The 560-nt window shown below is 55.9% G+C and carries 1 protein-coding gene; it reads right to left on the reverse strand.

Going from position 1 to position 560, the window contains the following annotated elements; all coding sequences use genetic code 11:
• Window positions 1–560 (reverse strand): phosphopantetheine-binding protein (locus AXI57_RS08135; protein ID WP_155724085.1); only part of this gene is annotated, 560 nt, incomplete at both ends.

Below are 560 nucleotides of genomic sequence, written 5' to 3' on the forward strand. Positions count from 1 at the left end.
CCTCCATCTTCCAGCTGCTGAAGGACATACATCCGTTTTTGCGCCGAGGAGACCGGATAGGTGTCCCCCTTTTCGGCCGGTTCGATCGCCGCATACGGGCTTTCCTCCAACTCGCGGATGACAGAAGCCAGCCCTTCTATGGTCGGTCGGGCAAATATATCTTTAAGCGGCACTTGGACGCCGAATGCCTTGGCGATTCGGGAGATGAGCGCCGTTGCTTTTAACGAGTGGCCGCCCCGGTCAAAAAAGTCGTCCGTGATACCGACAGGACCGTTTTTCAGCACGTCTTCCCAAAGCTGGGCAAGCTTCATCTCGGTAAGGTTTCTTGGTGCCTTGTATGATTCTTGACCAGCTGCTCCATCAGGAGCAGGCAAAGCCTTCCGGTCAAGCTTCCCGCTTGGTGTGATTGGCCATGTGTCGATCTGTACAAAATGAGCGGGGATCATATAGCCGGGCAGCACATGCGCAAGCTGTGCCCGCACGTCGTTTTTATCACGCCCCTGAATATAAGCGCATAGCTCTGTCTCCCCGCTGTCTGCGCGGGTGATGACGGCTGCTTC

Source organism: Bacillus atrophaeus (assembly GCF_001584335.1).
GTDB classification, from domain to species: domain Bacteria; phylum Bacillota; class Bacilli; order Bacillales; family Bacillaceae; genus Bacillus; species Bacillus atrophaeus.